The following is a 26,946-nucleotide window of genomic DNA, read 5'->3' as shown; positions in this document are numbered from 1 at the left end:
ACAGCAGCAATGGTGAAAAAACAACGTAAAGTACGTAATTTTTCGATTATAGCGCATATTGATCACGGAAAATCAACATTAGCTGATCGAATTTTAGAAAATACACAAACAGTTACAAAAAGAGAAATGAAGGAACAGCTTCTTGATGGAATGGATCTTGAACGGGAACGCGGAATTACAATTAAACTGAATGCTGTTCAATTGGCATACACAAGTAATAGTGGCGAAGAGTTTATCTTTCATTTAATTGATACTCCCGGACATGTAGATTTTACATATGAAGTTTCCAGAAGTCTTGCCGCATGTGAGGGTGCAATATTAGTAGTGGATGCAGCGCAGGGAATTGAAGCACAGACTTTGGCGAATGTATATTTAGCCATGGAAAACGAGTTGGAAATCATACCGGTTATTAATAAAATCGATTTACCTAGTGCTGATCCGGAGCGAGTGAAAAAAGAGCTGGAAGAAGTTCTCGGAATCGATGGAGAAGATGCTATCTTAGCTTCAGCCAAAGCGAATATTGGAATAGAAGAAATCTTGGAGAGAATCACACAGGTCGTACCAGAACCAGCTGGCGATCCGGAAGCCCCGTTAAAAGCTCTTATATTCGATTCTTTATATGATACCTATCGTGGTGTAATTGCATATGTTTGTGTGAAGGAAGGCTCCGTAAAGGTCGGAGATAAGATAAAAATGATGGCTACCGGAAAAGAATTTGAAGTTAATGATGTCGGGGTATTCACACCGAAACCATTGTCAAAAGGGGAATTGACCGTCGGGGACGTAGGCTATCTTACCGCATCGATGAAAGATGTTGGTGATTCTCGTGTTGGCGATACGGTAACACTTGCAAATAGACAGGCAAATGAAGCACTGCCAGGGTATCGTAAATTAAACCCCATGGTGTTCTGTGGATTATATCCGATAGATGCCGATGACTATAATGACTTACGGGAAGCATTAGAACGACTTGAATTAAACGATTCTTCGCTTCAATACGAGCCAGAAACTTCCCAGGCATTGGGATTTGGTTTCCGATGTGGTTTTCTAGGATTATTGCATATGGAGATTATTCAGGAAAGAGTTGAGCGTGAATTCAACATTGGCTTAATCACTACTGCACCAAGCGTAATCTTTGAAGTGGAACAAACAAACGGTGAAGTAATAAATGTAGATAATCCATCCAAAATGCCTGATCCGCAAGTTGTGCAGGAAATCCGTGAACCTTTTGTAGAAGCTACTATTATGGTACCAAATGATTATGTTGGTGCAGTAATGGAAATCTCTCAAAAGAAACGCGGTCACTTCGTGGATATGCAATATCTTGATGATATTCGCGTAAACGTTATTTATCATATACCATTGTCTGAGATCGTTTATGATTTCTTTGATCAATTGAAATCACAGACAAAAGGGTATGCTTCATTTGATTATGAACTAATCGGATACCAGCCATCCAAACTGGTTAAAATGGATATTCTTTTAAATACGGAAACAATCGATGCATTATCATTTATTGTTCATACAGATTTTGCCTTTAATCGAGGAAAACAGATTGTCGATAAATTGAAGAAGCTTATTCCAAGACAACAATTTGAAGTGCCAATTCAAGCTGCAATCGGGAATAAGATTGTTGCCCGGTCCACCATTAAAGCAGTGCGGAAAGATGTTACAGCTAAACTATATGGTGGTGACATTACACGAAAACGTAAATTACTGGAAAAACAAAAAGAAGGTAAGAAACGGATGAAGATGGTTGGATCTGTGGAAGTGCCACAGGAAGCGTTTATGGCCGTATTGGAAATGAGTGACGATTAATCTTGAGGAAAAGGAAGAACTTGAATGCATCTACTTTGCTGGATAGTTTTTCCTTTTTGTATTTTACATTGGAGTTGAAAATGGATGAACGATATACGATCGGTATATATTCACATACCTTTTTGCAGACAGATTTGTCATTACTGTGATTTTGTGAAATTCTTCTATAATGAGCAGTCAGCAACTGCGTATTTAAAGGCACTTATTCAAGAGATAAATGTATCGTTACCAGGTACAAATCATAAAATGAAAACTATTTACATAGGCGGGGGTACACCTACAGCTTTAAATATGGAACAGCTAAAAACATTGCTTCGTTTCCTGAATAAAAAATTTGATATTATAGGCTGTGATGAATTTTCCATAGAAGTCAATCCAGGAGACATCGATGAAGAAAAAACACGTCTATTAAAACACTATGGAATCAACCGCATATCATTCGGTGTACAGGTTATGGATGATGTGATGCTAGAGAAACTAGGTAGAGTTCATCGGGTAAAAGATGTTTATGATACGGTGCATCTTTTAAAAAAACATCATTTTTCCAATATAAGTCTAGATTTGATTTATGCCCTGCCACATCAGTCTGTGGAGCAATTCAGAACGTCATTGCAGGACGCATTATCATTCGGACTGCCCCATTACTCCACCTATGCTTTACAAATTGAACCGAAAACCGTTTTTTATCAGAAGCATAAAAAAGGACAGCTCCATAGGCCTGCAGAAGAAGACGAAGTGACTATGTACGAAATACTGCAATCCACGATGAAATCAAAGGGTATTAAACAATATGAAATTAGTAATTTTGCTGTGCCTGGTTTTGAGAGTAAGCATAATCTAACCTATTGGAGCAATAATTATTACTATGGATTTGGTGCGGGTGCTCATGGTTATTTACCGGGGGAGCGAATGACAAATATTCGCCCACTTCCAGCTTATGTAAAACAGGCGCTCGAAAACGGACGACCAGTACTGAAGGTAGATGACATCTCCATGAAGGAAAGAATAGAAGAGGAAATGTTTCTTGGTCTCCGAAAAATTAAAGGAATTGACAAAGTTCATTTCCAAAACAGGTTTGGTTTTAAAGTAAAAGAGTTATATGAGAAAGAGATTGATGAATTGATTCATACCGGTCTGCTCCAGGAGAATGAAACTACAATTAAGCTAACAGACCGGGGATTACTTCTCGGAAATAGAGTGTTTGAAAAGTTTCTACTGGACAAAAACTATAAACAACTGGTGAAAACAACTAAGCTTTGAGACATTCTGTTTGACAAAGAAATATGGATTTGATAATTTAATTATAGTATTAGCACTCAATTAGCTAGAGTGCTAACAGGAGTGATCATCATGTTAACAGAAAGGCAACTTATAATTTTACAAGTCATAATTGATGATTTCGTTGATTCTGCACATCCAATCGGTTCACAGGCACTGTCCAAAAAAGAAAGCCTCCCGTATAGTGCTGCCACAATAAGAAACGAAATGGCAGACTTGGAGGAATTGGGTTTCCTGGAAAAAACCCATACTTCTTCTGGGAGAGTCCCATCCGAAAAAGGCTATCGTTATTATGTTGACCATTTAATTGGACCGAGTACAAACCAGAACGAAGTAAGTATGATCAAAGATATTGTTCAAGATGGCTTTTTTGAATTTGAACAAATCGTGCAAATGTCTGCCGAAGTATTATCAGAGCTAACTAATTATACATCGATTATTCTGGGCCCTGAGATGTTTGAAACAACATTGAAGCAAATCCAGATTCTCCCGCTCTCCAATCATACAGCGGTAGCCATTCTGGTGACCAATACAGGACATGTAGAACATCGTTCCTTTACCATTCCGGAAAAAATTAATACTTCTGATTTGGAAAAAATGGTTAATATAATGAACGATAGGCTTAATGGAGTACCAATTATTAAACTGCAGGATGTATTGAATACAGAAATTGCTCATCTTATGAAAATGTATATCGATGACTTTGATAAATCCTTTGACTACTTAAAGGCATTTTTTGGAAATGATAATCCAGTAAAATTATACATTGGAGGAAAATCCAATATATTATTACAGCCTGAATTTAACGATGTTGATAAAATCCGTTCCTTCTTTTCAATGATGGAAAAAGAAGACGAAATAGCCAGTATGCTGAAAAACAGCAAAAATGGTATTGAGGTTACAATTGGTAATGAAAATGAAGTGGACGCCATCAAAGATTTAAGTTTGATTACCGCTTCATATCATCTAGGGGGAGGCCACATGGGAACAATCGCCTTGCTTGGTCCTACTAGAATGGAATACAAAAAGGTTATTTCATTAATAAAAGGTTTATCTACTGAAATGACGGATGCACTGTATATGTGGTACAGAAATAACGACTAAGAGGTGCGGATGTCTACGTATTACGTAACAGTCAAGCATTGTAGTATCTTTAAAAACCTTTTCATGATATGGTTTTACATGGAATTTTTATAATGGAGGTGCACCTAGTGGAAGAACAAGAGAAAGATCCAATTGTTGAAGAGAATCTTCATACAGAAGAAGAAGAAGTAGTAGAAGTGATTGATTCAACTGAAAACGAAACAGAAGATACTGGACAAAGCGAGACACTTGAGTTGAATACAGAAATCCAAGCATTAAAAGAGGAAAAAGATGAAGTTTATAATCGATTAATTAGACTTCAGGCTGAGTTTGATAATTTTAAAAAACGGTCGCAAAAAGAGAAAGAAGCAGACCGTAAATATAAATCACAGGAATTGATCAATGACCTACTACCTGCTATCGATAATTTTGATAGAGCATTACAGGTAGAGGTAACAGAAGCTAACTCAAGCCTACTTGAAGGTATTACAATGGTATACCGCCAACTCCAGGATGCATTAAAATCTCAGGGGGTTGAGGTTGTAGAAACCGTTGGGAAATCATTCGATCCTAACTTGCACCATGCTGTAATGCAAATTGAAGACAATGAAAAGGAATCGAATACGGTGGTAGAAGAACTACAAAGAGGATATATGCTTAAGGATAGAGTGGTTCGTCCGGCCATGGTAAAAGTAAATAAATAATTGGAACAGAAGTTGAAGGAGGAAATTGAATTATGAGCAAAATTATTGGTATTGACTTAGGAACAACAAACTCATGTGTGGCAGTAATGGAAGGTGGGGAAGCGGTAGTTATCCCTAATCCGGAAGGCAATCGTACAACTCCATCAGTTGTTGCATTTAAAAATGGAGAAAGACAAGTTGGGGAAGTAGGAAAGCGCCAGGCAATCACAAACCCTAACACGATTCAATCTATAAAACGTCATATGGGAACAGATTACAAAGTTAAAATTGATGATAAGGAATTTACACCACAGGAAATTTCTGCAATTATTCTTCAATATATCAAATCGTATGCAGAAGATTATATTGGTGAAAAGGTTGAAAAAGCTGTCATCACTGTACCTGCTTATTTTAATGATGCAGAACGTCAGGCAACAAAAGATGCTGGGAAAATTGCTGGACTTGAAGTAGAACGTATCATTAATGAACCTACTGCAGCAGCATTGTCGTATGGTATTGAAAAAGACGATCAAGATCAAACAATTCTTGTATATGATCTTGGTGGCGGTACTTTCGATGTATCGATTCTTGATATTGGTGATGGTACGTTTGAAGTTGTATCTACATCTGGTGATAACCGTCTTGGTGGCGATGACTTTGATGAAGTAATCATTAATCATATGGTTCAGGAGTTTAAGAAAGAAAATGGAATTGATCTTTCCAAAGACAAAATGGCAACACAACGTTTGAAAGATGCAGCCGAAAAAGCGAAAAAAGATCTTTCAGGTGTTTCCCAAACACAAATTTCTCTTCCGTTTATCACTGCTGGAGAAGCGGGACCATTGCATTTGGAAATAAATATGACCCGTGCTAAATTTGATGAATTATCTTCTGATTTGGTGGAACGTACCATGGTTCCAACCCGTAAAGCTTTAAAGGATGCTGGATTATCCAAAAGCGATATTAACAAAGTAATCCTTGTTGGTGGATCAACGCGTATCCCTGCAGTTCAAGAAGCTATAAAAAAAGAACTTGGTCAGGAACCATCCAAAGGTGTTAACCCAGATGAAGTAGTAGCACTAGGTGCTGCAATTCAAGGTGGCGTATTACAAGGGGATGTAAAAGACGTTGTATTACTCGATGTTACTCCACTTTCTCTAGGGATTGAAACAATGGGTTCTGTATCTACAAAACTAATAGAACGTAACACAACAATCCCAACTAGTCATTCACAAGTATTCTCAACTGCAGCAGATAATCAAACAGCTGTTGATATCCATGTGTTGCAAGGTGAACGTGAAATGGCTTCAGATAATAAAACGCTTGGCCGTTTCCAATTGACTGATATTCCACCAGCACCAAGAGGCGTTCCACAAATTGAAGTATCATTTGATATTGATGCTAACGGTATTGTAAACGTACGTGCTAAAGACCTTGGAACAAACAAAGAACAATCCATCACGATCAAATCTTCTTCAGGACTATCTGATGAAGAAGTAGAAAAAATGGTTCAAGATGCCGAAGAAAATGCTGATGATGACAAAAAACGCCGTGAAGAAGTTGAATTACGCAATGAAGCAGACCAACTAATCTTCACAACTGATAAAACACTTAAAGATCTTGGGGATAAAGTTTCCGAAGAGGATAAACAAAAAGCGGAAGCTGGAAAAGAAGAACTAAAGGCTGCTTTGGAAGCCAATGATCTAGAACAAATGAAGGAAAAGAAAGATGCTTTGCAGGAACAAGTACAGCAACTGTCTGTTAAATTGTATGAGCAAATGCAACAAGATGCAGAAGCTGGCGAAGGTCAGGAAGAAAACGGTAGCGCTGAAGACGTCGTGGATGCAGACTACTCTGAAGTAGATGACGACAAAGATAAGAAATAATTGAAATAAAATAAATGCTATACCCTAAAAGTCAAAGTCAGGATTCTCTTGGCTTTGACTTTTTTAAGGTAACTATCATAGTTGCTATTGATGAATAATTGATGATATGATAAAACCTATGCTATAGCGTGTCGGGAGAGTGATGGAAGTGAGTAAACAAGATTATTATGATGTCCTTGGTGTGGATAAAGGTGCATCGAAAGAAGAAATAAAAAAGTCATATAGGAAATTAGCGAGAAAATATCATCCGGATGTAAATAAAGAAGCGGATGCAGAAGATAAATTTAAGGAAGCAAAAGAAGCATATGAAGTATTAAGTGATGAGCAAAAACGTGCACAATATGATCAATTTGGCCATGCTGGAGCCGGTGGTCAAGGTTTCGGTGGAGGTGCACAAGACTTCGGTGGTGGTTTCGGCGATATATTCGATATGTTTTTCGGTGGCGGCGGTCGCTCAAGAGATCCGAATGCACCACAGCAAGGGGCGGATTTACAATACACGATGGTTCTTGATTTCGAGGAAGCAATATTTGGTAAAGAAACCGATATTAATATCCCGAGAGAAGAATCGTGTGATACATGTAGTGGGTCTGGTGCAAAACCCGGAACAAGTGTGGAAACATGTTCCCATTGTAGTGGTTCTGGACAGCTAAACCAGGAGCAAAACACACCATTTGGCCGTGTTGTAAACCGCAGAGTCTGTCATCATTGTAATGGTTCAGGTAAAATTATCCCTGAGAAATGTAATACATGTGGTGGTGCAGGAAAAGTTAAAAGGAATAAACAAATCCATATTAATATTCCAGCTGGTATAGACGAAGGGCAACAAATTAGAGTTTCTGCAAAAGGGGAACCTGGTAGAAATGGCGGCCCCTCTGGAGATTTGTTTGTTCTCATTCAAATTCGCCAGCATGATTTCTTTGTTCGTGAAGGGGATCATATTTTCTGCGAGTTACCACTAACGATTTCACAAGCTGCTCTTGGAGATGAAGTTGAAGTTCCTACCGTTCATGGGAAGGTAAAACTTAAAATTCCTGCTGGGACACAGACAGGTAAAACATTCCGTATAAGAGGAAAAGGCGTGCCGAATGTTCGTGGTCGTGGCCAGGGTGATCAGCATATTAAAGTGAAAATAATGACACCAACACAGTTAACGGATCGACAAAAAGATCTCTTGCGAGAATTTAATGAAATTGGCGGAAATGATTCCACTGATGAGCAAGATGGAAATATCTTCCAGAAGTTCAAGAAAGCATTCAAAGGGGAATAAGGATATTGTGTATGCAATATCCTCTACATAATAAGTTACCAATGGAATGGGTGATTCGTAATGAAATGGTCAGAAATTAGTATTCATACCACCAATGAAGCAATTGAACCGATTTCTAATATTTTGCATGAAACTGGGGCAAGTGGTCTTGTCATTGAAGATCCGCTAGACTTGGTTAAAGTTCGGGAAAACGTTTTTGGTGAAATCTATGATTTAGACCCGAATGAATATCCGGAAGAAGGGGTTCGGATTAAAGCATATTTACCGATAAACAGCTTTTTAAGTGAGACGGTTGAGGAAATCAAACAGGCAATAACTAATTTATTGATATATGATATCGATTTGGGAACAAATCAAGTATCATTAAGTGAAATTAATGAAGAAGAATGGGCAACGGCATGGAAAAAGTATTACAAGCCTGTAAAAATATCAAAGAAGATAACAATTACTCCGACATGGGAGGAGTACTCACCTGTATCCACGGATGAAATCATTATCGAACTGGATCCTGGGATGGCTTTCGGTACGGGTACACACCCTACTACAGTACTTAGTATACAGGCACTTGAAGCGTATTTAACAAAAGAGGATGTTGTTATTGATGTCGGTTGTGGATCTGGAGTGCTTAGTATAGCTGCATCTAAGCTTGGTGCGAAGAAAGTTTACGCTTATGACCTGGATGAAATAGCTGTAGACAGTACAAAGTTAAATGCAAAAGTAAATCAACTAGATCAACAAATTGTTGTTAAACAAAACAATCTGCTTAACAATATAAACATGAAGGCAGATGTAATAGTATCCAATATTCTGGCTGAAATTATTGTACGATTTGTTGATGATGCATGGAATAATCTGGTTGATGGTGGATTATTTATCACCTCTGGAATTATTCAAAATAAAAAGCAGCTCGTAAAAGACAAGTTGCTAGAGCAGGGCTTTGAAATAGTCGCTGTAAATGAAATGGAAGACTGGATATCCATTGTTGCCAAAAAAAATGAATCAACGCAAGTTAATAAATAAAGTGGGTGCATGTGTTGCAGAGATATTTTATTTCTTCTTCTGATTTTACCGATAATGAAGTGACTATTACAGGTGAGGATGTTCATCACATTATCCGTGTAATGAGGAATACAATTGGTGACCAAATCATTTGCAATAATGACCAAGGACAAGCGGCTTTATGTCGCATTTCACAGATTGCTGAAAATAACGTACGTGCTGTTGTGGAAGAATGGCTAGATGAGACAGTAGAACTTCCAATACATGTTACCATCGCTCAAGGAATTCCAAAAGGTGATAAATTTGAACTTATATTGCAAAAAGGTACGGAATTAGGAGCAGCTTCTTTTATACCTTTTCAGGCTGCAAGGTCTGTTGCTGTGTGGGATGATAAAAAAATCGCAAAAAAAATGAAACGTTTTGAGAAAATTGTCAAAGAGGCCAGCGAGCAAAGTCACAGAAACAAAGTACCGGTTATAGAGAAATCGATGTCGTTGAAAGACTTAATCGATAAAAGTAAAAACTATGATGTTAAAGTTTTTGCATATGAAGAAGAAGCAAAAGTCGTCAATCACCAGTCATTTGGTAATCTAATAAATAAGCTTTTTCCCAATCAGAGTCTTTTGGTATGCATTGGGCCAGAGGGGGGATTCTCACTAAAAGAATCCGAATTTCTTAAGGAGAATGAATTTTCCCCTGTCCGCCTTGGTCCAAGGATTTTGAGAACAGAGACTGCTGCATTATATGTGTTAGCAAGTGTTTCCTATCATTTTGAAGAAATGAGGTGTAATGAATGCCATCAGTAGCATTTCATACATTAGGCTGTAAAGTTAATCATTATGAGACAGAAGGTATTTGGCGTATGTTCATGGATGAAGGTTATGAGCGTGTAAAATTTGACCATCATTCAGATGTGTATGTTATAAATACATGTACCGTGACTAATTCGGGTGATAAAAAAAGCAGACAAGTAATCCGAAGAGCAATCCGAAAAAATCCGGATGCCGTCATATGCGTTACCGGTTGTTATGCACAAACTTCCCCAGGAGAAATCATGGAAATTCCGGGTGTCGATGTCGTCGTAGGAACACAGGATCGTAAAAATATTTTCACCTACATCGAAGAACATCAAAAGACAAAAGAACCAATCAATGGCGTTTCCAATATCATGAAAAATCGAATTTTTGAAGAAATGGATGTACCGGTCTTCACGGATCGTACACGTGCCTCGTTGAAAATACAGGAAGGTTGTAATAATTTCTGCACATTCTGTATTATACCTTGGTCACGTGGCTTGCTTCGTTCCAGAGACCCTGAGAATGTAATTAAACAAGCACAAAAATTAGTGGAGGCTGGATATAAAGAACTCGTTCTTACCGGAATCCATACTGCTGGTTATGGAGAAGATCTAAAGGATTTTAATTTTGCAATGCTTTTACGGGAACTTGAAAAGGTAGAAGGGTTGGAGCGAATTCGAATTTCATCCATTGAAGCAAGTCAGATTACAGATGAGGTTATTGATGTTCTTGATCAGTCGGAAAAAATCGTAAGACATTTGCATATCCCACTGCAAGCCGGATCTGACACTGTGTTAGCACGGATGCGAAGGAAATACTCTACAAGCTTTTATAAAGAAAAAGTGAATAAGATTAGACAAGCATTGCCCGGTCTTGCAATTACTTCGGATGTTATAGTAGGGTTTCCTGGTGAATCTGAGGAAGAGTTCATGGAAACATACAACTTTATAAAAAAAATTGGTTACTCCGAATTGCATGTTTTTCCATTCTCCCGCAGAACCGGAACCCCCGCAGCCAGAATGGAAAATCAAGTAGCAGATGAAATAAAGGATGAGCGTGTACACCGCTTAATTGCATTGTCAGACCAATTAGCGAAGGAATATGCTTCACAATATGAAAATGAAGTACTCGAAGTTATACCGGAAGAACGGATTGTTGATGAGAGCCATCCTGAGTTACTCGTCGGGTACACGGATAATTATATGAAAGTACAATTTGAAGGAACACCAGACATGATTGGTAAAATTGTACGTGTAAAGATCACCAAATCTGGATATCCATATAATAGTGGTACTTTTGTACGGATTATGGATAAGGCAACCCATTCTGGTGAAAAAGTTTATTAATTTTAGCTCTGAATAGAGAGGAAGATTTTTATGAGTAAGGAATTGGCGAAGTATATTGATCATACCCAATTAAAACCGGATACAACGAAAGAAAAAATTGCACAAATTGTGAATGAAGCAAAAGAATATCGTTTTGCATCTGTCTGTGTAAATCCGCACTGGGTTTCTTATTGCTTTGAGCACTTGAAAGATACATCTGTAAAAGTATGTACGGTGATCGGTTTTCCCTTAGGTGCAACTTCAACTCCAACGAAAGTATTTGAAACGAAACAGGCTATCGAAGACGGTGCTACAGAGGTAGACATGGTAATTAATGTTGGTGAACTTAAATCCGGAAATGATAAACGTGTTCAAGCTGATATTCAAGCTGTAGTAGATGCAGCAAAAGGGAAAGCTTTGACGAAAGTAATAATCGAAACATCTTTACTAAATAAGGATGAAAAGATTCGGGCTTGCAAACTGGCAAAAGAAGCAGGTGCTGATTTTGTAAAAACGTCGACTGGATTTTCCGGTGGCGGTGCGACTGTGGAAGATGTGAAGTTAATGCGTGAAATAGTAGGTCCAGATATCGGTGTAAAAGCTTCTGGAGGGGTTAGAGATTTGGAAGCAACAAAAGCTATGATTGAAGCAGGCGCAACCAGAATCGGTGCAAGTGCAGGAATCGATATCGTAAATGGCAATATAGGCAGCTCCGATTATTAAGCACTTCTGACAGTAGAATAAATTAGATTCAATAAATATGAAAAAATCGTTGACCTGAATGTAGGAATATATTATACTTTAACAAGGCATGAGAAGGTAATACTTGCCTGTATAAATTTGTTTTATGCTTCGGAGGGAGGGAAATTAGCATGTCAAATACAACTCGCGTTCGTAAAAACGAGTCCATTGAGGATGCTCTTCGTCGCTTTAAACGCAGTGTGTCAAAAAGTGGCACACTACAGGAATATCGCAAGCGTGAACACTATGAAAAACCTAGTGTTAAACGTAAGAAGAAATCTGAAGCTGCTAGAAAGCGTAAATTCTAAAGAGGGTGCAAGCGTATGACTTTACTTGATCGTCTAAATCAAGATATGAAACAAGCGATGAAGAACAAAGATAAAGAAGCCCTGAGCGTTATTCGCATGGTGAAAGCTTCCATACAAAATGAATTGATTAAGCTTGGTAAAGATACTCTATCTGATGACGAAGAATTAACTATTCTATCCAGAGAAGTTAAACAGAGAAAAGATTCCCTCCAGGAATTTAAAGCTGCTGGACGTGAAGACTTAGTTGAGAAACTTGACAACGAATTGGTTATATTACAAAAGTATTTACCGGAGCAGTTATCTGAAGACGAACTATCAGCTATCATTGTAACAACAATTCAGGAAGTTAATGCTACATCTATGAAAGATATGGGTAAAGTGATGGGTGCTGTAATGCCTAAAGTAAAAGGCAAAGCAGATGGCTCTCAAATAAAAAAAGCAGTACAGCAGAAATTACAATAAGTGAAGTAAAGGACTCCAGTCAACCTCGGCAGGAGTCCTTTATTATCTTCACCATCAAAATTGAATATTTCATATGAAACGGCGGTCTCAGTTCCACTCTTGTTGTAATTATGATACTATCGAATTATAACGACATGGGTCCTTTTAAAAATTATGAAACCAATTACATATCTCTTTCGTATAAGTATGTAACGGAGCTGAGGGAGGTGAATAATTTTGTCGGGTAAACGGGGTACAACATACATAATGATGATTGCAGTCATTTTCCTTACATTTCTTACGTTCTCTGATACTTTTGGTACGCGTACTGCATCGGGAGAAGGTGCTGGAAATACCGTTTATATCATACCAATAGAACGAGAAGTAGAACGAGGATTGGAAGCGTTTTTATCCCGAACTACAACAGAAGCGCTTGAAGCTGGTGCCGATCACATCATTTTTGAGATCGATACACCTGGTGGAAGAGTTGATTCGGCTGGACAAATAGGGGGTCTGATACAGAGTCTGGAAATACCAACCACAGCTTATATTGTAAATGAAGCCCTATCTGCAGGATCTTATATCGCGTTATTTTCCGATACGATCTTCTTTAACCCTCATGCAACAATGGGAGCCAGTGGTGTTATTAATTCCGATGGTACTGCCGCAGATGAAAAGGCTCAATCAGCGTGGCTGGAGCAGATGCGTAGCGCAGCTGAATCAACAGGTAGGGATCCGTTATATGCTGCAGCCATGGCAGACAGTAGCATCGATCTTCCCGAATATGATGCACCAGAGGGTAAATTTTTAACGATAGGGCCTTCTGATGCATTGGAAATCGGATATGCAGATGGGATAGTTAATGATCGCGTTGAACTTATAGCTGAACTAGGCTTATCAGAAGCTTCTATAGTTGAAACAGAATCTACAATTGCTGAAGAAGTAGCTCGGTTCTTAACCAATCCGGTTGTAATTCCTATTCTCCTCTCGGTTGCCAGTCTCGGACTTATCGTTGAATTATACTCACCTGGATTTGGAGTACCTGGGATCATGGGCCTTGTATCCTTACTATTATTCTTTTACGGGCATATTGTAGCGGGACTTGCTGGCATGGAAGCGATCGTTTTACTTTTACTTGGTATTATATTAATTGTAGCTGAGTTATTTGTTCCAGGAGGAATACTGGGATTTCTCGGTATAGGAGCAATTATTGGATCCCTATTTTTATCTGGTTATGATATAGGACATATGTCTATGAGTATTGGTATTGCCTTTCTCGTTACGTTGGTTGCAGCAATCATTCTTTTTAGAAGAATTGGTATGGATAAAGGAATTTTCCGCCATATTATTCTTAAAGATAGTACAAAGACTGAGCTGGGATATGTGTCCTCTGTGAATCGTTTAGAACTTCTTGGTCTGGAAGGCGAGACAGTAACCCCATTACGTCCTTCAGGCATTGGATTATTCGAAAACGAACGGATAGACATTGTATCTGAGGGCAGCTTTATTGAGAAAAACAGTATCATTAAAGTGGTTAAAGTAGAAGGAGCTCGTGTGGTTGTAAGAGAAATAAAAAAATAATAAATTGGAGGAATTTTAATGTCGATAACAGACCTTATGCCGCTTATTATCATTGCGGTCATCTTAATTGCGTTAGCAATATTGTTTACGTTTGTACCAGTAGCTCTATGGATTAGTGCTTTAGCAGCTGGAGTAAGAGTAAGTATTTTCACACTCATTGGTATGCGACTACGTCGAGTAGTACCAAATAGAGTAATTAATCCACTTATTAAAGCTCATAAAGCTGGGTTGAGCGTGAAAACAAATCAATTGGAGAGCCATTACTTAGCAGGTGGTAATGTGGATAGAGTAGTCAATGCATTGATTGCTGCTCATCGTGCTAATATTGATCTCCCGTTTGAACGGGGTGCAGCAATTGATTTAGCTGGCCGTGATGTATTGGAAGCAGTTCAAATGAGTGTTAACCCTAAAGTTATTGAAACACCGTTTATCGCAGGTATTGCTATGGATGGTATTGAAGTGAAAGCATTGGCAAGAATCACTGTACGTGCGAATATAGATCGCCTTGTCGGTGGTGCAGGTGAAGAAACGATTATTGCGCGTGTTGGTGAAGGTGTCGTAAGTACAATCGGTAGTTCCAAAACGCATGCAAAGGTTCTAGAAAATCCGGATTCAATTTCACAAACGGTATTAAGTAAAGGTTTAGACTCAGGTACTGCATTTGAAATATTATCCATTGATATTGCCGACGTTGATATCGGTAAAAACATTGGTGCCATTTTGCAAACGGACCAAGCAGAAGCAGATAAGAATATTGCACAGGCAAAAGCAGAAGAACGTCGTGCAATGGCAGTTGCACAAGAACAAGAAATGGTTGCTCGTGTACAAGAGATGCGTGCTAAAGTTGTTGAAGCTGAGGCAGATGTACCTCTAGCTCTTGCAGAAGCTTTACGCTCCGGTAAAATGGGTGTAATGGATTATATGAACTACCAAAATATTGGTGCAGATACTGATATGCGCGATACGATTGGTAAATTAAGTAAAGACAGCAAAGAAGACGATCAAAAATAATGACAGTCATTTTGATAGAGGAGGGATCTGATGGACTGGATTTTTGATAATTTATTTATTGTCATTATTATTATTTCAGGGCTTATAGGCTTTTTCAGAAATAATAATACAGAAGAGAAGAAAAAGGAAACGAAAAAACCAGTTCCTCCTAAGTCTGGTAGAATTCCAAATGCTCCACCTGTCAGAAGGGAACAACCAAGAGCTGAGCGTAATGTTTATAAAGAAAGAACAAAAGAACCTACTGTCTCAACCGCATCTATTGAGGAACAACAGAAGGTGCAAATGGAAAGATTGGCGAGTAAGTATGGTGCTATATCGGACACCATCGAAGATCTTACAGCCCAGTCTTCAAAAGGGAGTAATCTCAACGAACCAACAAAAGAATCAACCGTAATGAAAGAAAGAATGAGAAAACAGGTTGAAGGTAATCTTGGGGCGCAAGGGCTGATTAACGGAGTTATTATGTCCGAAGTCCTCGGAGCACCAAGAGCAAAGAAACCATACAAGACTGTATTACAAGATCGAATAAGATAGACCTAATTGCCATTCAAGTAAAGGTTAATTCCTTTACTTGAATGGCTTTTTTTATAGATTGCTTTCTATAAGATCGGACAACGAGATGCGCATCCCACCAAAAATAGAAGTTACTTCGCAATTTATATCTACGCTACGATGATTAAAAGGGCAATACCCATTACGAAGACCTTTATAAAATTAGTTCATTCAGGTCTTATATATCGATTTCCTTCATAAGTATCTATGTGAGGGGGGATCATCATTGGCCAAATGGCAACAACGTTTTCGTTCCTTATTAATTGAGCATTTCTCTCTTCCTTCTGATGTAATTCTCGAGATGCCAAGAATTACAATTATTGGGCATATTCATTTTTATATAGAGAATCATCAAGGGTTGGTAACTTATTCTGAGAATGAATTGAAGTTAAAAATAAATAAAGGCTATGTCCAAATAATAGGCACATCTTTCGTGCTAAAAATGATGCTACCTAAAGAAATCATGCTAGAAGGTACGATTGCAGAAGTTAAATTTTTAATTGATTGATTCAATTGGAAAGGAGGATGCTATGAAGTTTAGCAAAGGATCTAAATTTACAGGATATGTAACCATTCTAGTCAAGGGCACTGCTCCAGAATTATTTTTTCAGAAATGTGCTAGTGAAGGTGTACCCGTCTGGAATGTAAAAAAAAGGGATAAAGAATCATGTGAGGGGGACATAAGTCTCTCAGACATAAAACAAATGAAACAAATCCGACGGAAAACGATATATAAGGTTACATTTACACGAAGAAATGGTTATCCGTTTATAGTGAATCGTTTTTTGAAAAAGAAACCATTAGTATTTGGTTTACTCATCAGCATTCTCTTTTTTCTCGTATTATCGAATATCATTTGGGAAGTGAAAATTAAAGGTGTACCGAAAGATATTGAAGAAAAAATAGACAAGCAGTTAACGGCGTATGGAGTACATCCGGGAGCATGGCTATTTTCTCTTGATACCCCTACCGAAATACAACAAAAACTAATACAAGACATTCCTGAGCTTTTATGGGCTGGTGTGGATCAAAAAGGGACAACCTTCTATTTGGAAGGGGTAGAAAAAATAATTGTACAAGAGGCAGACCCCGAGCAACCAAGAAATCTTGTTGCTTCTAAAAAAGGCGTTATTACGAAAATGTATGTATCAAAAGGAACACCAATGGTCCGCGTAAATGATTACGTGGAACTTGGAGATATTCTTGTGTCAGGCGATGTGCAGCCTGCAGATAGCACTGATTCGGAAGAAAAAGAACAAGAATCAACGATTGAACCAATTGCAGCAGAAGGAGAAATTTTAGCAAATACTTGGTATGAGGTTTCATTGACGATTCCACTTAAATATAATTATCAACAACTTACAGGAGATAAAGAAAGTAAATTCTTTCTAAAGACCGGAGATTTCCAATTACCAATATGGGGATTTGGTGAACCATCATTTAATGAGATACATCGTGAGGTAACAGAAAATAAAATTAACTTTTTGAAATGGGAATTGCCTTTCTCCGTCATAAAAACAGTTTTGAGTGAAAAGGAGATTGTTGAAGGGGAGAGAACAAAAGAAGAAGCAATAGAAGTGGGAATTGAACAAGCAATCATTCAACTTCAACAGGAATTGGGTCTTGATGCGAAAATATTGTCAGAAAAAGTTTTGCATGAATCTGTAGAGCGTGGTAAAGTTAAATTAAACCTATATATTTCTGTGGAAGAAAATATAGTAAAGCAAGTACCATTAGTTCAAGGAGATTGATTATGCCAGGTAGCCTAACCGAAATTGACTTGCATTTAACTAGTACGAATGAAGCGCTTGCATTATTCGGAACAAACGATAAACATTTAAAACAGCTTGAAACACAACTGGATGTTTCAATAGTTACCAGAGGTGAAGTAGTTAGCGTATCTGGTACTGATGAAGCTATTTCACTTGTACAGGATATACTTCTTACGTTATTAAACGTTATACGAAAAGGGCAATCCATTTCTGAAAGAGACGTGGTATATGCCGTTGACTTAGCAAAAAAAGGAAAAATTAAACAGTTGGAAGCACTCTTTGAAGATGAAATAACGAAAAATGTTAAAGGAAAATCCATTCGCGTAAAAACACTTGGTCAAAAAAGTTACATTAGTTCAATTAAATCGAACGACCTTGTCTTTGGAATTGGCCCTGCAGGTACTGGAAAAACATATCTAGCTGTTGTCATGGCAGTTCATGCTTTGAAAAATGGCATGGTGAAACGAATTATCCTGACAAGACCAGCTGTAGAAGCAGGGGAGAGTCTTGGTTTCCTTCCAGGAGACCTTAAAGAGAAAGTGGATCCGTATTTACGCCCATTGTACGATGCCTTACATGATGTTCTCGGTGTCGAACATACATTGCGTCTTATTGAACGAGAAACGATTGAAATCGCACCTCTAGCCTATATGCGGGGAAGAACATTGGATGATGCATTTGTCATTTTGGATGAAGCTCAAAATACCACACCAGCACAAATGAAAATGTTTCTAACACGACTCGGGTTTGGTTCAAAAATGGTAATTACCGGAGATATTACTCAAGTTGATCTTCCCAGAGGTGTTAAATCGGGATTGAACGTAGCACAACAGCTGCTCAACAAAGTTGAGGGAGTATCATTTAATCATCTAAATCAAACAGATGTAGTACGACATCCATTGGTTCAACGTATCATTGCAGCATATGAAATGGATAATTAAAAGACTTTAAAAAGTAAGACCCTGTAAGAGGGGTCTTATTTCTGTATAACTGTTTATTCTGTTTATTACAGTGGGGTGATGCGAATGATTGACCGAATAAAAAATAGCATTGTATGGATAAAGAAAAAACATGGATGGATTCTTATTTTGCTACCAGTTTTATTATTAGGTGTTTTCTTCTTTTTTATAACACTCAACAATGTACATACAGAAACCTATGATATCGACCGTTTTACCAATGCCAGCGCAACGATTCGTTCTCCAATTACAATCGAAAATGAAAAGGAAACAGAACGAAAAACGCGGGAAACTGTACAATCTGTCCAGGATCGATATGATATTTCCAGTGAAGTATCCAATGAACAACTTAGCTATATAGAAGAATTGTTTGATGCTATTACCAAATCAGAAGAAGAACCTGCAGAAACAGATTTGGTTTCAGACGATGTTGAACAGCAAACGGATCAAGAGAAAGTTACGCATTTAAAAAACATTTTATCAGAGGAAATCACTAATTCTGTAGGAGATAGCACACTTATTCAATTGTTGAAGTTTTCTCCGGAAGAGCTGGAGGAAGCGGAAGATTTATTTCTAACATCTTTGAAAGAGACACTAAATAATGGCGTTCGAACAGAAAATCTGCAAACAGCAGAAACAAATATAAAACAAATTATTCAATTTTCGAGTTTAAGTGAATCAATGAAGGAACCATTGACAGAGATTATTGACTTTGCCGTCACAGAGAACTCTTTCTTTGACTATGAGAAGACATCAGAAGCACGAAAAGAGGCAGCGGCTGGCGTTGATCCAGTAGTGATTCGAGCTGGTGAGGTTATTGTGAGAGAGGGACAGCCGATCACGAATGAAATCTATGAAAAGCTTGAACTCGTGGGCTTAATGGATGAAGAGAGAAATATCTTTCCATTACTAGGGCTTGCAATACTTATCATCTTAATTTGTAGTTTAATAGGTTTTGAAATGCATCAGACGATGAAAGAGAACGACTGGAATTACGGGAAAATTATTGCTGTATTCCTAACTAGTATTATTGTTGTTACGCTAATGAAAATTATCAGCTTATATACGACACAATCCAATCAGCTTTTCTTCGTTACACCAATTGCAACGGGCGTATTGCTTATTAAAATATTAATTAACGAGAGACTGGCAATCGTCCTTGCTGCGTTGTATTCTATCTTGGGAAGTGTCATCTTTAATAATCAAATTGCTGGCGCATTAAATGTGGAGGCGGGGATCTATTTTCTTATTTCACAACTGGCGGGTATTATTTTCTTAATAAATATGAAAGATCGATTGGCAATTCTAAAAGGTGGCATTGGAATTGCCATTGTCAATATGTTAACTGTATTACTATTTCTATTTCTCTCTTTTGAAAAGTATTCCTGGTTCGATCTATTTATTCATTCAAGCTTTGGTCTTGTTTCAGCATTTTTGGCAACCGTGCTTACGATTGGGTTACTCCCTTTCTTTGAAACAGTGCTTGGTATCTTATCAGATATTAAATTGCTGCAACTTTCAAATCCAAATCAACCATTAATGAAAAAGCTTCTGACGGAAGCTCCAGGAACATATCATCATTCCGTAATGGTTGCAAATATAAGTGAAACAGCATGTGAAGCAATCGGAGCTAATGGATTGTTGGCCAGAGTAGGAGCATATTATCACGATATTGGTAAAACGGTTCGGCCGCATTATTTTATCGAAAATCAAGTTTCTATAAGAAATCCACATGATTTTATTGATCCGAAAGAAAGTGCGGAGATTATTATCCGCCATCCATTTGATGGAGCAGAAATGTTGAAAAAGCATAAATTACCTAAAGAAATTATCGATATTGCGAAGCAGCATCATGCTACGTCATTATTACAATTCTTTTTTTACAAAGAGAAAGAAAATGATGCGAATGTGAAGGAGTCAGACTTCAGATATCCGGGACCGAATCCACAGACAAAAGAAGCGGGTATTATCTGTATTTGTGATTCCGTAGAAGCTGCTGTTCGGTCTTTAAAGGAACCAACGAAAGAGAAAATTGAAGAAATCGTGGCTTCAATTATAAAGGACAAAGTCTCTGATGGACAATTGGATGAAAGTCCTTTAACATTAAAGGAGATAAATATTATTCAGACTGCGATTTGTGAATCTCTTAAAGGGATTTTTCACTCAAGAATACAATATCCAATGAAGGAGGCTAATTGAATGCATATTGATTTTCATGATAATACGAATTCCGTACCTACCGATAACATTGATTTAATACAAAGATTACTTAATTTCGCTGCTGAAAAAGAAGGAATCGTAAGCGAAGCAGAAATGTCTGTAAATTTTGTTTCTAACAAGGAAATTCAGGAGCTTAATCGCAACTATAGACAAAAAGATACACCTACTGATGTTATATCCTTTGCCATGCAGGAATCCGTAGATGGAGAAATGGACATTATCGGTGAAGACATACCGATGATCCTTGGAGATATTGTTATATCTGTAGATAAAGCAAAAGAACAGGCAATTGAATATGAACATACGTATGAAAGAGAACTGGCATTTCTTACTGTGCATGGCTTCCTTCATTTATTGGGCTATGATCATATGAATAAGCCAGATGAGGAAAAAATGTTCAAAAGACAAGAAGAAATTCTGGGTGAGTTTGGAATTGAAAGATAAACGCAAAAGCAGTATTGGATTTCCTTATGCCTGGAATGGTATAAAGGAAATCGCTAAAACCGAGCATAATTTCCGAATCCATTTAGTCGCAACGATATTGACAACTATAGCAGGATTTATTTTTCGACTTTCCAATGTCGAATGGGCAATTATCGTACTGACGATTGGTCTGGTGCTGATGGCCGAAGTAACGAATAGCGCCATTGAAAAAATGATTGATTATCTGAAGCCGGAAATACATCCGTCTGCTAAAATAATCAAAGACATTGCGGCAGGGGCCGTTCTGATTACGGCCGTCATTGCGTTTATCGTTGCATTGATTATCTTCTTACCTAAAATGGATAGTATATTTTAAGCCCTTTTATAAAGGGCTTTTTGTCATACACAAATAAAAGAAAATATTAAAAAATTTCCTTGATTTTGTCTTAATTTTGTTTTATGTGGTACTTTAGAAGAAAAGATATTCTTTTTAAAGGTTTTGTCGATTTAGTGAAAGCATGCATTATTTGTAGTAATATAAAAATAAAAGAAAACGTCTCGGAGGAAACAACATGAATACAAATACTAATTTCAAGTCAGGATTTATTACAATTATTGGAAGGCCAAATGTTGGCAAGTCAACATTTATGAATCGTGTTATCGGGCAAAAAATTGCCATTATGAGCGATAAAGCGCAAACAACTAGAAATAAAATTCAAGGTGTATTAACAACCGATGATGCACAGATGGTTTTTATCGATACACCGGGAATTCATAAGCCGAAGCACCGCCTAGGTGATTTTATGGTGAACATTGCTGAAAATACGTTAAATGAAGTGGATGTTGTTTTGTTTATGATTAATGCAAAAGAAGGCTATGGAAGAGGCGATCAGTATATCATTGATCTGCTGCAAAAGGTGAACAGTCCAGTCTATTTAATCATCAATAAAATTGATCTCATCAATCCTGAAGAGGTATTCCAATTAATTGAACAGTATAAAGACAAATGTGATTTTGAAGAAATTTTCCCAATTTCAGCACTCGAAGGCAATAATGTGGATCATTTAGTCGATGTATTAAAAGGCCATTTACCTGAAGGCCCTCAATATTATCCTGCTGATCAGGTTACAGATCATCCAGAACGATTTGTCATCTCGGAATTGATAAGGGAAAAAGTATTACATTTGACAAAGGAAGAAATTCCGCACTCCATTGCAGTAGTTATTGAAAACATCGAAGAAAGAGAAGAGGATAAAATTTTAATTCAAGCAATAATCGTTACAGAGAGAAGTAGTCAAAAAGGGATTCTAATTGGTAAACAGGGTACGATGCTGAAAAAAATTGGCAGAAATGCCCGCAAGGATATCGAGGCATTACTTGGCTCGAAAGTATATTTGGAACTCTGGATAAAAGTAAAAAAAGATTGGCGAAATAGAGAAAGTCAATTGCATGAATACGGTTTCCGCAAAGATGAATATTAGAGTTGGTAATTTTTTATACTAATTAAATTCAGCTAAAGAGCCACTCTAATTAGTGAGTTACATTTTCAAACAATATTAAAGAAAGGTGGGGTTTCTTGTGGTCGACCTAACATGGAAAATCTTTAGTCAGACAGGAAACATTGAAACCTATTTATTAATGAAAGAGTTGGAAAATGCAGCACCTAAACAAGAGTATGGACAGGCTGAAACTGAAAATATGGCATCACTGGATACGAAATTATAAGAGTCAATCTGCGTTCATCTTCGAATGGGGAAGAAAGGTGAAACTGTGCTTGAAAAAATAGATGGAATTGTTATAAAAACACAAGATTATGGTGAAACACATAAGATTGTAACGATATTCAGTAAGAAAATCGGTAAATTCACAGCACTTGCAAGAGGTGCAAAAAAAACAAAAAGCAGAATGGCTGCTGTAACGCAGCCATTTATTTACGCTCAGTTTTTTGTATATTTAAATACTGGTCTCAGTACATTACAGCAGGGTGAAATCCTCAATTCCTTTCGTGCGGTGAGGGAGAATATCGTAAAAACGTCCTATGCTGCCTATATTACGGAGCTGACAGACAAATTGCTTGATTCCAAAATTACAGATCCATATCTTTTCGATCAATTCGAGCAAACAATGACGTGGATTTCCAAAAATGAAGATGCGGATATTCCAATTATTATGTATGAGCTGAAATTATTTGAAAAGGGTGGATTTGCCCCAACCCTAGATTGTTGCACCAATTGCGGTAATTCGAACGTTCCATTTGCGTTTTCAATCTCTGAAGGTGGCATGCTTTGTACAAAATGCAGATATTTGGATGAAATGGCAATTTCATTAACAAATTCATTGGCTAAATTGCTGCATGTTTTTGCATCAGTCGGACTGGAACGTGTTGGCTCCATATCTGTCAAACCTGAAAATAAAAAATTGCTCAGGCAAGTATTGAATACGTATTACGATCAATATGGTGGTTTTTATTTAAAATCAAGGAAGTTTTTAGACCAACTGGATAAATTGAGATAGCTTTATATTGACAGAATGTAATTGATACAGTATCATTTTTTACATATTTCAATAATAAATAATAAGCTGTGTGGATCGAGAAAAGTACCAGTAAAACTTCTATTTAAAGCGAGTCTGGGATAGTGGAAGCCGGATATGTGGAATGCTGGGAAAGGAACTCAGGGAGCAGTCGGTAATAAAGTGGCTCTGTAAGAGAGCAAGTAGGGTGGAACCGCGGTAAAAAACCGTCCCTATGTCTATCTGTAGATAGACATAGGGACGGTTTTTATTTTTGTTAAAAAAATAGTTATGAAGGAGAGCATTTTATGAATATCCAGGAAATGATTTTAACACTTCAAAAACACTGGTCTGAAGAAAATTGTATACTTATGCAGGCATATGATACGGAAAAAGGAGCAGGTACGATGTCACCAATGACATTACTTCGGAGTCTTGGACCAGAGCCTTGGAATGTTGCATACGTAGAACCTTCCAGAAGACCTGCTGATGGGCGTTATGGCAAGAATCCAAATCGTCTATATCAACATCATCAGTTCCAGGTAATTATGAAACCATCTCCTGACAATATACAGGAACTATATTTGGAGTCTTTAGAAAAATTAGGAATTGATCCGCTTTCACATGATATTCGTTTTGTGGAAGATAACTGGGAAAATCCTACGCTTGGTGCTGCGGGTCTTGGTTGGGAAGTTTGGTTGGATGGAATGGAAATTACACAATTTACCTACTTTCAGCAAATTGGTGGATTAGAAGCGAGCCCAGTGACGGTTGAAATCACGTATGGTATTGAACGTCTTGCTTCTTATATTCAGGATAAAGAAAACGTATTTGACCTGGAATGGAATAATGGAGTTACCGTTAGAGATATATTTTATCAGCCTGAATTTGAACATTCCAAATATACATTTGAGGAATCGAATACAGACATGCTTTTCCAATTGTTTTCCATGTATGAAGAGGAAGCTAGAGCTACAATGGAAAAAGGCCTTGTTTTTCCCGCCTATGACTATGTACTTAAATGTTCACACACATTCAATCTGCTTGATGCAAAAGGCGTTATTTCAGTGACTGAACGAACAGGATATATTTCACGTATCCGGAACTTGGCAAGAAGTATTGCCAAGACTTACGTTGCTGAAAGAGAGAAACTAGGTTTTCCAATGCTTCAAAAGGAGGAAAAATAAATGGCTACAGATGTTTTATTTGAAATTGGACTGGAGGAGCTGCCTGCAAGATTTATTGATGATGCAGAAAATCAGCTATTAAACAAAACGACTGCTTGGTTGAAGGACCTAAGAATTTCATATGATTCGATTAAATCATTTTCAACACCAAGACGGTTGGCCGTTTTGATTAAAGATATGGCTGAATTCCAAACGACAATCGAAGAAGAAGCCAAAGGTCCAGCGGTTAAAATCGCCAACGATGAAAATGGTGAGTGGTCAAAAGCAGCTATTGGTTTCAGTAGAGGTCAGGGTAAGACAACAGAAGATTTATTTACAAAAGAAGTAAAAGGAACGAAGTATATCTTTGTGAAGAAACATATCGAGGGTAAACCTGTACTACAACTGTTACCAGATTTTAAAAATATTATAGAGTCCATTCAATTTGGCAAAAACATGCGCTGGGCATCAGAAACTTTTCGCTACGCACGCCCAATTCGTTGGCTTGTAGCATTGTACGGTAATGAAATCATTCCATTTGAAATAACACGTGTTCATACAGGTAATAAGACACATGGCCATCGTTTTCTTGGAGGCGAAATCACTTTAGAGTTACCTTCCGATTATGAATCTTCGATGGCTGCAAATTATGTTGTTGTTAATTCCAAAGAACGTGAAGATTTAATATTAAAAGGGATCAAAGAACTGGAAGAAAAACATAACTTCCAAATCCCTGTGGATGCCGATTTACTGGCGGAAGTTAAAAATCTCGTTGAATACCCAACTGTCTTTATGGGTTCCTTTGAAGAAAGGTTCCTAAAATTACCTTCAGAAGTATTAATCACTTCTATGAAAGAGCATCAACGCTACTTTCCGGTCATTTCAAATAAAGATCAATTACTGCCATACTTTATAGGAGTCAGAAATGGGAATGATCATAAGCTTGAAACGGTGGCAAGAGGTAATGAAAAGGTGTTGCGTGCAAGGTTATCTGATGGAGAATTTTTCTTTGAAGAAGATCAGAAACAATCGATTGCGTTTTACCAAGAAAAATTGAATCGAGTTGTGTTTCAAGAAAAATTAGGTACGATCAGTGACAAAGTTAAACGAATCGCAACGATTTCAGAAAATATTGTTGATTTAATTGGATTAAGTGAAACGGAAAAGAATAAAGCATTAAGAGCTGCTGAAATAAGCAAGTTCGACTTAATGACAAATATGGTAAACGAATTTACGGAACTTCAAGGTGTTATTGGGGAGAAATACGCTGCTAATTTTGGTGAAGATCCCATTGTGGCACAAGCGGTTAGAGAACATTATTTACCAAAACAAGCAAATGGAAATTTACCGGAGACAGTTATAGGAGCCATTGTAAGTGTTGCAGATAAAATGGATACGATTGTCGGGTGCATTTCTGTAGGATTAACACCAACAGGTTCACAAGACCCATATGGTTTGCGCAGACAAGCAACTGGTATCTTACGCATCATGGAAAACAGGAAATGGGAAATCTCTTTGGAAGAAATCCTTGAAATTGTAACTTCGATTTATCGAAAAACAGATATTGAACAACAAAGCAAAGAAAAGGTAGATGGAGAACTAAATGAATTTTTCAAGCATCGCGCTTCCTTCCTGCTTAAAGAATGGAAAGTGGAACAGGATGTTATTCATTCCGTGCTTCACAATGAAATTGGAAGATTTGATTATACAATCTCCAAAGCAAAACTTTTGTCAGATAAACGAAGCGACGAGGCGTTTAAATCGATCCAGGAGGCTTTGGTCCGTGTTCTTAATCTATCTGATAAGGCAGAGAAACAGTATTCAATTGTTCCTGAGCACCTTGTAACAGAATCTGAGAAAGAATTGTTTCATCAATATAATCAAATAAAAAATGATTTCTCCACTTATAATCAGAATAAAGATGCAACTAGTGCTCTTGCTGCTTTAACTAAAATGGCAGAACCAATCCATACGTTCTTTGATAATAATATGGTGATCGCAGATGATGAACAAATTCGAAACAATCGTCTTGCTTTAATACGGGCTATATCCCTGTTAATCAAGGAATTTGCAGATTTAAGGCTGGTTGAATGGAAACAACAATTCTAAAAAATGATTAGAG

The 26,946-nt window shown here is 37.5% G+C and carries 26 protein-coding genes; all 26 read left to right on the top strand.

The annotated features are described in order from the left end of the window. The first annotated feature begins 9 nt into the window (after window positions 1–9). On the top strand, window positions 10–1,818 hold the full coding sequence (gene lepA / locus ACHABU_RS01450) for a translation elongation factor 4 (protein WP_435761515.1): 1,809 nt from the start codon (window positions 10–12) through the stop codon (window positions 1,816–1,818). Between the two features lie 84 nt (window positions 1,819–1,902). Further along, window positions 1,903–3,078 (top strand): radical SAM family heme chaperone HemW, encoded by a 1,176-nt coding sequence (gene hemW / locus ACHABU_RS01445; RefSeq protein WP_435761513.1) that lies wholly within the window; start codon window positions 1,903–1,905, stop codon window positions 3,076–3,078. 90 nt (window positions 3,079–3,168) lie between these two features. Continuing rightward, window positions 3,169–4,200 carry a heat-inducible transcriptional repressor HrcA gene (hrcA, locus tag ACHABU_RS01440; RefSeq protein WP_435761511.1) on the top strand — a complete coding sequence of 344 codons (1,032 nt, stop codon included), beginning with the start codon at window positions 3,169–3,171 and terminating at the stop codon, window positions 4,198–4,200. A gap of 92 nt (window positions 4,201–4,292) precedes the next feature. Then, window positions 4,293–4,883 (top strand): nucleotide exchange factor GrpE, encoded by a 591-nt coding sequence (gene grpE, locus ACHABU_RS01435; RefSeq protein WP_435761509.1) that lies wholly within the window; start codon window positions 4,293–4,295, stop codon window positions 4,881–4,883. Window positions 4,884–4,915: 32 nt separating this feature from the next. Beyond that, complete coding sequence (gene dnaK / locus ACHABU_RS01430) at window positions 4,916–6,748, top strand: molecular chaperone DnaK (RefSeq protein WP_435761507.1); 1,833 nt, start codon at window positions 4,916–4,918, stop codon at window positions 6,746–6,748. A 148-nt stretch (window positions 6,749–6,896) separates the two neighbouring features. Further along, window positions 6,897–8,018, top strand: coding sequence for a molecular chaperone DnaJ (dnaJ, locus tag ACHABU_RS01425; RefSeq protein WP_435761505.1), 1,122 nt, complete (start codon window positions 6,897–6,899; stop codon window positions 8,016–8,018). Window positions 8,019–8,078: 60 nt separating this feature from the next. Next, entirely contained in the window at window positions 8,079–9,038 is a 960-nt protein-coding gene (gene prmA / locus ACHABU_RS01420) for a 50S ribosomal protein L11 methyltransferase (protein WP_435761503.1), read from the top strand. 14 nt (window positions 9,039–9,052) lie between these two features. Further along, window positions 9,053–9,823 (top strand): 16S rRNA (uracil(1498)-N(3))-methyltransferase, encoded by a 771-nt coding sequence (locus ACHABU_RS01415; RefSeq protein WP_435761501.1) that lies wholly within the window; start codon window positions 9,053–9,055, stop codon window positions 9,821–9,823. Further along, window positions 9,811–11,160, top strand: a complete 1,350-nt coding sequence (gene mtaB / locus ACHABU_RS01410; protein ID WP_435761499.1) for a tRNA (N(6)-L-threonylcarbamoyladenosine(37)-C(2))-methylthiotransferase MtaB — start codon at window positions 9,811–9,813, stop codon at window positions 11,158–11,160. Before ACHABU_RS01415 ends, mtaB begins: the two co-directional genes overlap by 13 nt. A 30-nt stretch (window positions 11,161–11,190) precedes the next feature. Beyond that, complete coding sequence (deoC, locus tag ACHABU_RS01405; RefSeq protein ID WP_435761497.1) at window positions 11,191–11,862, top strand: deoxyribose-phosphate aldolase; 672 nt, start codon at window positions 11,191–11,193, stop codon at window positions 11,860–11,862. Window positions 11,863–12,011: 149 nt separating this feature from the next. Then, complete coding sequence (gene rpsU / locus ACHABU_RS01400; protein ID WP_089062410.1) at window positions 12,012–12,188, top strand: 30S ribosomal protein S21; 177 nt, start codon at window positions 12,012–12,014, stop codon at window positions 12,186–12,188. Between the two features lie 15 nt (window positions 12,189–12,203). Continuing rightward, complete coding sequence (locus tag ACHABU_RS01395) at window positions 12,204–12,650, top strand: GatB/YqeY domain-containing protein (RefSeq protein WP_435761494.1); 447 nt, start codon at window positions 12,204–12,206, stop codon at window positions 12,648–12,650. A gap of 213 nt (window positions 12,651–12,863) precedes the next feature. Then, window positions 12,864–14,210: an NfeD family protein gene (locus ACHABU_RS01390; RefSeq protein WP_435762330.1), complete on the top strand. Its 1,347-nt coding sequence runs from the start codon at window positions 12,864–12,866 to the stop codon at window positions 14,208–14,210. Between the two features lie 18 nt (window positions 14,211–14,228). Next, complete coding sequence (floA, locus tag ACHABU_RS01385; RefSeq protein ID WP_435761492.1) at window positions 14,229–15,221, top strand: flotillin-like protein FloA; 993 nt, start codon at window positions 14,229–14,231, stop codon at window positions 15,219–15,221. Window positions 15,222–15,251: 30 nt separating this feature from the next. Then, entirely contained in the window at window positions 15,252–15,755 is a 504-nt protein-coding gene (locus ACHABU_RS01380; protein WP_435761490.1) for a hypothetical protein, read from the top strand. 244 nt (window positions 15,756–15,999) lie between these two features. Next, window positions 16,000–16,281 carry a sporulation protein YqfC gene (gene yqfC / locus ACHABU_RS01375; RefSeq protein WP_435761488.1) on the top strand — a complete coding sequence of 94 codons (282 nt, stop codon included), beginning with the start codon at window positions 16,000–16,002 and terminating at the stop codon, window positions 16,279–16,281. 22 nt (window positions 16,282–16,303) lie between these two features. After that, entirely contained in the window at window positions 16,304–17,524 is a 1,221-nt protein-coding gene (gene yqfD / locus ACHABU_RS01370) for a sporulation protein YqfD (RefSeq protein ID WP_435761486.1), read from the top strand. Window positions 17,525–17,526: 2 nt separating this feature from the next. Further along, complete coding sequence (locus ACHABU_RS01365; protein WP_435761484.1) at window positions 17,527–18,486, top strand: PhoH family protein; 960 nt, start codon at window positions 17,527–17,529, stop codon at window positions 18,484–18,486. A gap of 84 nt (window positions 18,487–18,570) precedes the next feature. Then, a complete protein-coding gene (locus ACHABU_RS01360) occupies window positions 18,571–20,703 on the top strand; it encodes an HD family phosphohydrolase (RefSeq protein WP_435761482.1) in 2,133 nt (710 codons plus the stop codon). Beyond that, complete coding sequence (gene ybeY / locus ACHABU_RS01355; protein ID WP_435761480.1) at window positions 20,704–21,168, top strand: rRNA maturation RNase YbeY; 465 nt, start codon at window positions 20,704–20,706, stop codon at window positions 21,166–21,168. Further along, on the top strand, window positions 21,158–21,523 hold the full coding sequence (locus ACHABU_RS01350) for a diacylglycerol kinase family protein (protein ID WP_435761478.1): 366 nt from the start codon (window positions 21,158–21,160) through the stop codon (window positions 21,521–21,523). The genes ybeY and ACHABU_RS01350 overlap by 11 nt, the downstream gene beginning before the upstream one ends. Window positions 21,524–21,719: 196 nt before the next feature. Then, window positions 21,720–22,628: a GTPase Era gene (gene era / locus ACHABU_RS01345; protein WP_435761476.1), complete on the top strand. Its 909-nt coding sequence runs from the start codon at window positions 21,720–21,722 to the stop codon at window positions 22,626–22,628. Between the two features lie 97 nt (window positions 22,629–22,725). Next, window positions 22,726–22,872, top strand: a complete 147-nt coding sequence (locus ACHABU_RS01340) for a YqzL family protein (protein WP_435761474.1) — start codon at window positions 22,726–22,728, stop codon at window positions 22,870–22,872. Between the two features lie 45 nt (window positions 22,873–22,917). Beyond that, window positions 22,918–23,661: a DNA repair protein RecO gene (recO, locus tag ACHABU_RS01335; RefSeq protein WP_435761472.1), complete on the top strand. Its 744-nt coding sequence runs from the start codon at window positions 22,918–22,920 to the stop codon at window positions 23,659–23,661. A 305-nt stretch (window positions 23,662–23,966) separates the two neighbouring features. Beyond that, the gene (gene glyQ / locus ACHABU_RS01330; RefSeq protein WP_435761470.1) at window positions 23,967–24,845 is read left to right on the top strand and encodes a glycine--tRNA ligase subunit alpha; all 879 of its coding nucleotides are present in this window, start codon (window positions 23,967–23,969) and stop codon (window positions 24,843–24,845) included. After that, on the top strand, window positions 24,846–26,933 hold the full coding sequence (glyS, locus tag ACHABU_RS01325) for a glycine--tRNA ligase subunit beta (RefSeq protein WP_435761468.1): 2,088 nt from the start codon (window positions 24,846–24,848) through the stop codon (window positions 26,931–26,933). The last annotated feature ends 13 nt before the right edge of the window (window positions 26,934–26,946 follow it).

The organism is Oceanobacillus sp. CF4.6, assembly GCF_051262635.1.
Classification (GTDB): Bacteria; Bacillota; Bacilli; order Bacillales; family Amphibacillaceae; genus Oceanobacillus.
Note: the sequence above shows the minus strand (reverse complement) of the source record. Positions and strands in the feature narration are given on the sequence as shown.

What these genes read in the sequence shown, in the direction of transcription:
- lepA (WP_435761515.1), top strand. Translation starts at nt 10, where the DNA reads ATGGTGAAAAAACAACGTAAAGTACGTAATTTTTCGATTATAGCGCAT.
- hemW (WP_435761513.1), top strand. Translation starts at nt 1,903, where the DNA reads ATGAACGATATACGATCGGTATATATTCACATACCTTTTTGCAGACAG.
- hrcA (WP_435761511.1), top strand. Translation starts at nt 3,169, where the DNA reads ATGTTAACAGAAAGGCAACTTATAATTTTACAAGTCATAATTGATGAT.
- grpE (WP_435761509.1), top strand. Translation starts at nt 4,293, where the DNA reads ATGGAGGTGCACCTAGTGGAAGAACAAGAGAAAGATCCAATTGTTGAA.
- dnaK (WP_435761507.1), top strand. Translation starts at nt 4,916, where the DNA reads ATGAGCAAAATTATTGGTATTGACTTAGGAACAACAAACTCATGTGTG.
- prmA (WP_435761503.1), top strand. Translation starts at nt 8,079, where the DNA reads ATGAAATGGTCAGAAATTAGTATTCATACCACCAATGAAGCAATTGAA.
- mtaB (WP_435761499.1), top strand. Translation starts at nt 9,811, where the DNA reads ATGCCATCAGTAGCATTTCATACATTAGGCTGTAAAGTTAATCATTAT.
- deoC (WP_435761497.1), top strand. Translation starts at nt 11,191, where the DNA reads ATGAGTAAGGAATTGGCGAAGTATATTGATCATACCCAATTAAAACCG.
- rpsU (WP_089062410.1), top strand. Translation starts at nt 12,012, where the DNA reads ATGTCAAATACAACTCGCGTTCGTAAAAACGAGTCCATTGAGGATGCT.
- ACHABU_RS01395 (WP_435761494.1), top strand. Translation starts at nt 12,204, where the DNA reads ATGACTTTACTTGATCGTCTAAATCAAGATATGAAACAAGCGATGAAG.
- floA (WP_435761492.1), top strand. Translation starts at nt 14,229, where the DNA reads ATGTCGATAACAGACCTTATGCCGCTTATTATCATTGCGGTCATCTTA.
- ACHABU_RS01380 (WP_435761490.1), top strand. Translation starts at nt 15,252, where the DNA reads ATGGACTGGATTTTTGATAATTTATTTATTGTCATTATTATTATTTCA.
- yqfD (WP_435761486.1), top strand. Translation starts at nt 16,304, where the DNA reads ATGAAGTTTAGCAAAGGATCTAAATTTACAGGATATGTAACCATTCTA.
- ACHABU_RS01365 (WP_435761484.1), top strand. Translation starts at nt 17,527, where the DNA reads ATGCCAGGTAGCCTAACCGAAATTGACTTGCATTTAACTAGTACGAAT.
- ACHABU_RS01360 (WP_435761482.1), top strand. Translation starts at nt 18,571, where the DNA reads ATGATTGACCGAATAAAAAATAGCATTGTATGGATAAAGAAAAAACAT.
- ybeY (WP_435761480.1), top strand. Translation starts at nt 20,704, where the DNA reads ATGCATATTGATTTTCATGATAATACGAATTCCGTACCTACCGATAAC.
- era (WP_435761476.1), top strand. Translation starts at nt 21,720, where the DNA reads ATGAATACAAATACTAATTTCAAGTCAGGATTTATTACAATTATTGGA.
- glyQ (WP_435761470.1), top strand. Translation starts at nt 23,967, where the DNA reads ATGAATATCCAGGAAATGATTTTAACACTTCAAAAACACTGGTCTGAA.
- glyS (WP_435761468.1), top strand. Translation starts at nt 24,846, where the DNA reads ATGGCTACAGATGTTTTATTTGAAATTGGACTGGAGGAGCTGCCTGCA.